Below are 382 nucleotides of genomic sequence, written 5' to 3'. Positions count from 1 at the left end.
TTGGAGTCCGAACGTTTCAAAACCTCGCCCGATGTCACTGACGAAGTCATTGTCCTGACCGTCCAGGAACTGAACTGGCTACTCGACGGTTTCGATCTCTGGCGTAACCGTCCGCATCAGGTTTTGACCCCTCGTTTCGTTGCCTGATTCGGTATAATCCGTGGCATGATTTCCATGCCCGAAACCCTCCCTGACGATCCTGATCTGCTCAAGCAATTGCTCGAGCAGATGATCAGCGAGCGCGCATCGGACAAGGGCAAGATCGTTCATCTCGAAGAGGAAGTTGCGCTGTTGCGTCAGCGCCTGTTCGAGCGCAAGACCGAGCAGACAGGCGATGCGGCGACGCCACAGTTGCCGCTCTTCGACGAAGCGGAAAGCCTGG

At 56.3% G+C, this 382-nt stretch carries 1 pseudogene; it reads left to right on the top strand.

The window, feature by feature from the left end:
- Positions 1 to 165 precede the first annotated feature (165 nt).
- Positions 166 to 382: pseudogene (locus tag IAE33_RS24410) on the top strand (IS66 family transposase); the annotation flags it as partial.

The organism is Pseudomonas sp. S60, from assembly GCF_016647865.1.
Lineage (GTDB): Bacteria > Pseudomonadota > Gammaproteobacteria > Pseudomonadales > Pseudomonadaceae > Aquipseudomonas > Aquipseudomonas parafulva.
Note: the sequence above shows the minus strand (reverse complement) of the source record. Positions and strands in the feature narration are given on the sequence as shown.